The following is an 8497-nucleotide window of genomic DNA, read 5'->3' as shown; positions in this document are numbered from 1 at the left end:
CCGCCCTTCTCGACCGACGCGGCCATGACGGCGGCCGAGAGCGGCGAGAAGAGGACCTTGCCCTGGCCGATCATCGACGCGGCGTGCTCGGTGCTCGTCGCATCGCCGGGCACGGAACCGAGGAAGGCGGGCGCGCCGAGCACGCCCGCGTCCACGCCGACGCCGAGCGACGCCGCCGTCCCCTGGAGCTGCTCCTGCGAGACCTTGTCCCGTTGCGAGATGAAGGCCGTGTTGCAGGAATGCGCGTACGCGTCCCGCAGCGTGATCGTGCCGAGGTGCGCGCTCGGGTAGCCGGTGGCGTTCTGGAACGTCTTGCCGTCCACCGTGAGGCTCGGGGTGCACTCGACCGAGAGGTCCGGCGTGGCGCCGCCGCGCAGGAGCGCGAGCGAATCGACCGTCTTGAAGATGGAGCCCGGGGCGTACTGGCCCAGCATGGCCGTGTTGTAGCCGTTGCTCCCGGGACCGCTTGCGGCAGCGAGCACCGAACCGTCCGAGGGTCGGATCGCCACGACCGCCGAGGCCGGCCCGACCTTCGCGAGCGCGTCCTCCGCGATCTGCTGGAGGCGCGGATCGAGCGTGGTCCGCAGAGCGGTGCCGGGCACGGGAGCGGCGACGAACAGCTGCCGCTTGGCCGCCGCGGACGACGACGGCGAGGGCCTTGCGCTCGAGGCCGGGCTGGTGCTGGGGCTCGCGGAGCTCGGAGCCCCGCCGGCGTCTGGCGAGGCGACCGCATACACGGTGACGCCCTCCTGGCCGCGCAGCTCGTCGTCGTACTGTTCCTCGAGGCCGCCCGTGCCTGTCTCGTCGCCCGCCTGCAGCGCGCCGTTGGATTTCTGGATCTGTTCGGCCGTGGCCTGGCCCACCGTGCCGAGCACGGCGCGCGCGAACGTGCGGGTCGGCGCGAGCGGGAGGGTGTCCCCGAGCAGGACGGCGCCGCTCACGGCGGTGATCTGCTGGTCCGTGGGGGTCCGGCCCGGGGCGTCGCGGAGCACGATGGCCTCGACGAAGGCCTTGGCGCCCGCGGAGGCCACCTGCTTCGCGTAATCGGCCGGGTCAAGGCCCACGAGCGTGGCGAGGGCTCGGGCGGACGCGTCCTGGTCTTGCGCGACGACCTTCGTCTTGTCGATCCCCACGCGCAGCACGGGCCGGTCGGTCACGAGCTTCGCGTCGCCGGCCCCGAGGATGTCCGCGCGCGGCGGCGCCTTGGTGTCGGCCACGAGCACCTCGCCGGACTGGAGGCCCGGGGCCACGAGCGTGGGGCTCCAGTCGACCGTCCACTTGTCGCCATTCTGGGCGAGCCGCGCCGTCGTCGTGTAGGTCCACTCGCGGCCCGAGAGCTTCCAGCGAAAATCGAACGGCACCGTCGTGGTGCCGTTCGATGTGGTGGCCTGGCCAGCCGAGACGCTCGGCTTGACGTCACCGAGACCCTCGACGATTGCCTTGAGGCGTGTCTGCGCGGCAGCCGGATCGGTGCCGCTGAGGGGAGCCTGGGAGACGTCGAGTGCCGAGAGGGCCTTCGATACTTGATCGGCGGCGGCCTTGGCGGCGGCCTGAGCGCCGTTGTCGCAGGAGGTCAGGGCTGCGCCCAGAACAGCGACGGACAAGACGAGCGACAGAGCGCGCAGATTCCCCACTGGCTCAGCCTACGCACTCGCCGACCCGGCCCATAAGGGACGCACGAAATTTATTCAGATCGATGGCCTAATCGGAGCTCGAGGAGCACCGTGTCGCGCCAGGTCCCGGCGAGCGGACCGCGCGGCATGAGCGCAATGCGCTCGCGGCGGCCCACCTCACGGAAGCCGAACTTGCGGTGGAGGCCGAGGCTCGCCACGTTCTCGGGAAACACCGTGGCCTGCACGGTCCACACGCCCTCGCGCGCCGCCGCGTCGAGCAGTCCCGCCATGAGCGCGCTCCCCACCCCGCGGCCCGCGGCGCCAGGATCCACGTACACGGAGTGCTCGACGACGCCCCGATAGACCGCCCGCTGCGACACTCGGGCCGCGCTGGCCCAGCCGAGCACGCCGAGCCCGTCCTCGCACACGATCACGAAGACCTTCGAGGCCGCGAACCTCTCCCAGGAGTCCGGCGGCGCCGATTCGAACGTCGCGTCACCGGCCTCAATTCCGGCGGCGTAGATGTCGCGGATGCGGGGCCAGTCGTCGGAGGTCGCGGGGCGGCACTGAGGGCGAGGCGAGAGGCTCATATCTCGTAAGGGATCAGTACTCGTTCTTGATGACGAAGAAGGAGCCGCGGATGGTGCCGGCGAGCTTCGAGTTCTGCCTCGCGAACTTGAACTTCGAGGCGAGCTCCTCGGGGACTTCCATCCCGTCGGAAAGCTTGAAGCCCACGGCGCGCTTCCCGCCGTCGTCAACGGTGTACATGACGTTGATGGACAGGCCGCTTTCGTAGAAGACGTACGCCATGCGGATGTTCTCGACCTGAAAGGCCGTCGCCTCGAGGGGCCGGGACGAGATGACGAGGTCCCGCTCCTCCTTGAGGATCCGGTGCACCCAGTCGACGGTCTCCGAGGCATCGCTCGCGGGCTCCACCGTGAACACGTGGCCGTACTTGTTCCTGAAGTAGCGGGCCTCGTTCGCCCGCAGCCCGGCGAGCGCGTCCGCAACTGGCGAAGACTCCAGGCCGACAGTCGAGACAGTGGTGAAATCCACGGTGTAGGACATACCGGCAGGCTATCGCATTGGTCCGAGTCAGCCCCGGACGATCCCTTTGCTCACGAGGCTCTCCGCGCAGGCGACGACGGCCTCCTCGTTCGAACGCGGCGACCACCCCAGCACGGTGCGCGCCTTCGCGTTGCTCGCGCGCCGCACCGTGTTGAGCATGGGAAGGATCTCGCGAGCCGGGGGCGCGGCGAGCGCGAGAGCCTGGAAGACCCACGCGGGCGCCGTGCGCGCGGGCACCCTGGCGGCCGAGCGGCCGAGGGACGAACGGAGCGCGAGCGCCATCGCGTGGACGGAAATCGGTTCGCCGGCCACGGCCAGGAAGCGTTGCCCGGCGGCCTCGGGCGCGGTCATGGCCCTGAGGTGGAGGTCGACGACGTCCCGCACGTCCACGACGTTCATCCACATGGGCGGGGCCACGGGAAGATAGCCGGCGAGCAGCGCCTGGACGATCCGGACCGAATTCGAGAGGTCGGGTCCCAGGACGGGCCCGAGGATAGCCACGGGATTCACGACCGCGAGCTCAAGCCCTCCGCCTTCATTCGCGATGAAGTCCCAGGCGGCACGCTCCGCGATCGTCTTCGACTTCGCGTACGGCGAGACGCCCGGGCCGTCGACGTCGGTCCACGAGGTCTCGTCCCGAGCGTGGGCGCCCCCGGCGAGATCCGGAGCGTGCCCGTAGCCGATCGAGGCGAACGAGGAGGTGAGGACCACCCGCCGGACCCCCGCGTCCCGGGCGGCGCGCAGCACGCGGAGAGCGCCGTCGCGGGCCGGGACGATGAGCTCGTCCTCGTCTTTCGGCTGGCGGCTCGGGAAGGGCGACGCGACGTGCAGGACGTAGTCGGCCCCCGAGGCGGCCTCATTCCACCCGGCGTCCGCCATCAGATCGGCCTGAACGTAGGAAACACGCTCGGGGTGCGGCGCCCCGGCCGTGACGAGCATGCGCTCGATCTCGGGTCGCCGAGCCTGCGATCGCAGGGTGGTCCGGACCGTGTGGCCGGCCGTGAGGAGCTGGGCGATAGCGTGGGCGCCGACGAAGCCTGTGCCGCCGGTCACGAGTACGGTAGCCATGGCTCCATTGTGAGCGCTCCGCATCAAGATCCTGCTAGGGCTTAGCGGAGGTCACGCTGCTCCCCTTCGGTTCGAGGCTCTGCCTGCGCGTCAGCGTCCTCGAACCGGTATCCCCGGCCTGCCTCGGTGATGAGGTGCCGGGGGTGCGCCGGGTCGGTCTCGAGCTTGCGCCTCAGCTGGACCATGTACACGCGCAGGTACTGCGACTCCTCCCCGTAGTCAGGGCCCCAGACGCTCTGGAGGATCTGCCGCTGGGTGACGAGCTTGCCGCGGTTGGACACGAGCATCTGCAGGACGCCCCATTCGCGCGGCGTGAGGTGGACTCGTTCGCCACGGCGCGTGACGGTTCCCGCGCCTAGGTCGATGAGGAGGTCCCCCGCGCCGATCACTTCGCCGGCGGGGGCACGGACGGAGCGGCGTTCGACGGCGCGCAGCCGCGCGAGCAGCTCGTCGAGTCCGAACGGCTTGGTCACGTAGTCGTCGGCTCCGGCGTCGAGTGCCTCGACCTTGTCCGCCGAGCCGTGCCGGGCCGAGAGCACGACGATGGGCACGTCCGACCAGCCGCGGATGCCCCGGATCACCTCTGCACCGTTCATGTCTGGGAGTCCGAGGTCCAGGACGAGGACGTCCGGCGGCTCCGAGGCGGCGAGCCGGAGGGCTTCTGTTCCGTTGGTGGCGACAACGACGGTGTACCCCTCGGCGCGCAGGTTGATCTGCAGCGCGCGCAGGAGCTGCGGCTCGTCGTCAACCGCGAGTACGCGCTTCATGCGTCCGTTCCTTCTCGAGGGGCTTGGGGCCAGCCCGGTCTTTGCCGGTGCCGCGCGCTCCCCGGCCCCTTGCTGCTCATTCGCGCGGTCCGGCATACAGGGGCACGCGGAGCACCATGGTGAGTCCGCCGCCGGGGGTCGCCTCCGCCGTGAGCTCGCCGCCCATGGCCTCGATGAATCCCTTCGCCACGGCGAGCCCGAGGCCGATCCCCGGGCCGGTGTCCTCGTCCCCGAGCCGCTGGAACGGCTGGAACATGGCCATGACCCGTTCGGGCGGGACCCCGGTGCCATGGTCGATCACGCGCAGCTCGCTCACTGGCCGGTCGCCGATGCCGGGGGCGAGGAGTCCGCCGGTGGTTGCGACGATGACGATGTCACTGCCCGGCGCGTATTTCACGGCGTTCTCCACGACGTTGGCGAGGGCACGCACCAGAAGGCCGCGGTCGCCGTCGACCGCTGGAAGGTTTGGCGCGAGGTCCACGCGCACTGCCTCGGGTGGCAGCTCCGCGAGGACCTCGGAGACGACGTCGAGCCACGTGACGGGCTCGCGGAGGACGGCGAGGGCGTCGCTCTCGATCCGGGACATGTCCAGCAGGTTTGCCACGAGTCTGTCGAGGCGTCCCGAGTAGGCGTCGACGGCCTCGAGCATCTCAGTCTGCTCTCCGGGAGTCATCTTGTCGCGCTGGCGGCTCAGGGCCGTGACGGCGAGGCGGATTCCCGCGAGCGGGGTGCGGAGGTCGTGCGAGACGGCGCGCAGGATCGAGGTGCGGATCCGGTTGGCCTCTCCGAGCTTGATGGTCTCGCGCAGGCTCAGGGCGAGCTGCTGCCGCTCAAGGAGGGCCGTGAGGTGCGCCTCGAAGGCCGCCATGAGCCGCCGCTCGCCCCCGCTGAGGGGGCGACCCTTCCACGCCAGGGTGAGGCCTGGTTCGAAGTGGTCGGCGCCGTCCGCCTCGTCCGGGGTGGAGGGAGCCTCCGTGCCCGCCTTTGCCCGCAACCTCCACTCCCCGTCCTGTGCGGCGAGTACGCTCACGGATCCGAGCTGGAACTCGGTCCGAAGCTGTTCGAGGAAGTCCTCGGCATTCTGATCGCGCGCGAGCGATCCTCTTGCGAGCTCGCTCAGCGTGCCAGCCTCCGCCCTGGCCAGCGCCGCGTCTCGGGACCGCCGCGACGAGACCCCCACCACGAGGGAGAACGCGACGGCTACTGTCAGGAACACGACGAGGGCGAAGAAGTTCTGCGGATCGTCGATGGTGAGCGTGCCGATGGGCGGCGTGACGAAGTAGTTGAGGAGAAGGGAGTCGAAGACCGCGGCGACGGCCGCCGGCCAGAGCCCGCCCACGAACGCCACGGCCACGACCGCGCACAGGTGCGCGAGCGCGTGGGTCGTGAGGTTGAGCTCGGGGAACGGCAGGAGCGCGGCCGTCATGACGATCGGGAAGACAAACGCGAGGGCGTAGCCGGCGATCGTGCGACGCCGCCCGAGGAGGGGCGTGAGGCGCAGCCTGGGAGCGCGCCCCGCGAGCGAGTGCGTCACCATGTGCACGTCGATGTCGCCGGAGTCGCGAACGACGGCGCTGCCCACTCCGCCCGCACCGAACAGCTGCTGGAGGCGGGTGTGGCGCGAGACGCCAACGACGATTTGGGTCGCGTTCACCGTCCGGGCGAAGTCGAGGAGGCTGGACGCGACGTCGTCGCCGGCGAGCTGTTGGTAGGTTCCGCCCAGGTCCTCGACGAGCCTGCGCTGGGCGGTGAGTGCGCTCTCGGATCCCTCGGCGAGGCCGTCGGGGCGCCGGACGTGGACTGCGAGCAGGTCACCGCCGCTCACGCGCGCGAGGATGCGCGCGCCCCGTCGGATCAGCGCCTCGCCCTCGGGGCCTCCGGTTAACGCGACGACGACCCGCTCGCGAGCGGGCCAGGTCTCCGCGATCCCGTGCCGCTGCCGGTATTCGGCCAGCCCCTCCTCGACCCGGTCCGCGAGCCACGTGAGGGCGATCTCGCGCAGCGCGGACAGGTTGCCGAGCCGGAAGTAGTTCGCCAGCGCGGCGTCGATCTTGTCTGGCGCGTACACGAGCCCGGCGCTCAGGCGCTGGCGCAGGAGCTCCGGCGGGATGTCGACGAGCTCGATCTGGTCGGCCTTGCGGACGATCGCGTCAGGGATCATCTCCTGCTGTCGCGTGCCGGTGATGGCCTCGACCACGTCATTGAGCGAGGCGAGGTGCTGGACGTTGACGGTCGTGAAGACGTTGATTCCGGCGTCGAGGAGCTCGTCGACGTCCTCCCAGCGCTTCTGGTGCCGGCTTCCGGGCGCGTTCGTGTGCGCGTACTCGTCGACGAGCGCCGTATGCGGCCGCCGCGCGAGCACCGCGTCGACGTCCATCTCGGGAAGTGTCGTGCCGCGATACTCGACCATGCGCACCGGGATGAGTTCCAGTCCGTCGGTGAGCGCGGCCGTCTGCACGCGGCCGTGGTCCATCACGACGGCGACCACGACGTCCGTGCCCGACGCGGCGAGCCGATGGGCCTCTTCGAGCATCCCATAGGTCTTGCCGACGCCGGGCGCGGCGCCGAGGAAGATGCGCAGGCTCCCGCGGTCCATGCCTTGATTCTTCCAGTCGGCCCGCCCTGATAGGCCTATTTGATCTGTCCGGCGATCGCGAGATTGAGCTTCGTCGTGTTGACCGCCGGCTGCCCGAGCAGGCTCAGGACCGGGTTGCTCGTCGCGTCCGCCACGAGCTTCTCCACCTGCTCCGTGCTGAGGCCGGTCGCCTTCGCGACCCGCGGCACCTGGAGCTCGGCGTACGCGGGCGAGATGTCCGGGTCGAGCCCCGACGCCGAGGCTGTCACGGCGTCGAGCGGCACCGCGGATTCCGCGACGCCTTCGCGGGCCGCGATCGCCGCGCGGGCGTCCGACTCAGCCTTGGCGCGCGCCGGGTCGGACGGGCCGAGGTTGGTTGCGCCGGACGTCGTCGGATCCCACTTGACCGAAGATGGCCTCGGAAAGAAGAACCGCGTCTCCTTGTCCGGCACGGCCTGCGCGATGAGGCTCGACGCGGCCGGCTGGCCGTTGAGCTGGGCGATCGAGCCGTTCGCTTGGGCGGACGCAATCGCCTGCCCCACGCCGAACATGGCGAGTGGGTACAGGACGCCGAGCAGCACGGTCGCCGTGAGGAGGAAACGGAACGAGGCGGCGAACTGTCGAAGATACGCTGTCACAGGGGTCTCCTCAATGCAGTCCCGGCACGATGGCCAGGAGCAGGTCGATGATCTTGATGCCGATGAACGGGGCAATGATCCCGCCGACGCCATAGATGAGCAGGTTGCGGCGCAGCGCCTGCTGGGCGGACACCGGCCGGTAGCGCACGCCGCGGAGGGCAAGCGGGACGAGCATCACGATGATGATCGCGTTGAAGATGACGGCCGCGAGGACCGCGCTCTTCGGGCTTGCGAGGCCCATGATGTTGAGCAGGCCCAGGCCCGGGAACACCGCGACGAACAGCGCGGGAATGATCGCGAAGTACTTCGCGACGTCGTTCGCAACCGAGAACGTGGTGAGCGAGCCGCGCGTGATGAGCAGCTGCTTGCCGATCGCCACGACGTCGATGAGCTTGGTCGGGTCCGAGTCGAGGTCCACCATGTTGGCGGCCTCCTTCGCGGCCTGGGTGCCCGAGTTCATCGCGACGCCCACGTCGGCGGCGGCCAGAGCCGGGGCGTCGTTGGTGCCGTCGCCCGTCATCGCCACCAGGTGTCCCGCGGCCTGCTCGTGCCGGATGCGTGTGAGCTTGTCCTCGGGAGTCGCCTCGGCCATGTAGTCGTCGACGCCGGCCTCGCGGGCGATCGCGGCCGCAGTGAGCTTGTTGTCGCCTGTGATCATGACCGTGCGGATGCCCATGCGGCGCAGCGCGGCGAAGCGGTCCGCGATGCCCGGCTTGACCACGTCCGCGAGGTGCACGACGCCCAGCACGCGGGGCCGCCCGCCGTCGT

At 70.3% G+C, this 8497-nt stretch carries 8 protein-coding genes; all 8 read right to left on the bottom strand.

Annotated elements, in window-relative coordinates; genetic code table 11:
• Positions 1–1634 (bottom strand): penicillin-binding transpeptidase domain-containing protein (locus ACLN58_RS14045; protein WP_415855881.1); only part of this gene is annotated, 1634 nt, incomplete at its 3' end.
• A gap of 50 nt (positions 1635–1684) precedes the next feature.
• Positions 1685–2203, bottom strand: a complete 519-nt coding sequence (locus tag ACLN58_RS14040; protein ID WP_415855880.1) for a GNAT family N-acetyltransferase — start codon at positions 2201–2203, stop codon at positions 1685–1687.
• A gap of 13 nt (positions 2204–2216) precedes the next feature.
• Positions 2217–2681 carry a phage tail protein gene (locus ACLN58_RS14035; RefSeq protein ID WP_415855879.1) on the bottom strand — a complete coding sequence of 155 codons (465 nt, stop codon included), beginning with the start codon at positions 2679–2681 and terminating at the stop codon, positions 2217–2219.
• Positions 2682–2708: 27 nt separating this feature from the next.
• Entirely contained in the window at positions 2709–3749 is a 1041-nt protein-coding gene (locus ACLN58_RS14030; protein ID WP_415855878.1) for an NAD-dependent epimerase/dehydratase family protein, read from the bottom strand.
• 41 nt (positions 3750–3790) lie between these two features.
• Positions 3791–4516: a response regulator gene (locus ACLN58_RS14025; protein WP_415855877.1), complete on the bottom strand. Its 726-nt coding sequence runs from the start codon at positions 4514–4516 to the stop codon at positions 3791–3793.
• Between the two features lie 76 nt (positions 4517–4592).
• A complete protein-coding gene (locus ACLN58_RS14020) occupies positions 4593–7112 on the bottom strand; it encodes a DUF4118 domain-containing protein (protein WP_415855876.1) in 2520 nt (839 codons plus the stop codon).
• Positions 7113–7147: 35 nt separating this feature from the next.
• On the bottom strand, positions 7148–7729 hold the full coding sequence (kdpC, locus tag ACLN58_RS14015; RefSeq protein ID WP_415855875.1) for a K(+)-transporting ATPase subunit C: 582 nt from the start codon (positions 7727–7729) through the stop codon (positions 7148–7150).
• A 10-nt stretch (positions 7730–7739) separates the two neighbouring features.
• Positions 7740–8497, bottom strand: a 758-nt coding sequence (locus tag ACLN58_RS14010; RefSeq protein WP_415855874.1) for an HAD-IC family P-type ATPase, incomplete at its 5' end; no start/stop codon positions are given.

It is taken from the genome of Sinomonas sp. G460-2 (assembly GCF_047759905.1).
In the GTDB taxonomy this organism is placed as follows: Bacteria; Actinomycetota; Actinomycetes; order Actinomycetales; family Micrococcaceae; genus Sinomonas.
The sequence above is the reverse complement of the archived record's forward strand: the minus strand, read 5'-3'. Positions and strand labels throughout refer to the sequence as shown.

Bases quoted from the DNA above. Each gene is read 5' to 3' on its own strand.
- ACLN58_RS14040 (WP_415855880.1), bottom strand. From the start codon at position 2,203: ATGAGCCTCTCGCCTCGCCCTCAGTGCCGCCCCGCGACCTCCGACGAC.
- ACLN58_RS14035 (WP_415855879.1), bottom strand. From the start codon at position 2,681: ATGTCCTACACCGTGGATTTCACCACTGTCTCGACTGTCGGCCTGGAG.
- ACLN58_RS14030 (WP_415855878.1), bottom strand. From the start codon at position 3,749: ATGGCTACCGTACTCGTGACCGGCGGCACAGGCTTCGTCGGCGCCCAC.
- ACLN58_RS14025 (WP_415855877.1), bottom strand. From the start codon at position 4,516: ATGAAGCGCGTACTCGCGGTTGACGACGAGCCGCAGCTCCTGCGCGCG.
- ACLN58_RS14020 (WP_415855876.1), bottom strand. From the start codon at position 7,112: ATGGACCGCGGGAGCCTGCGCATCTTCCTCGGCGCCGCGCCCGGCGTC.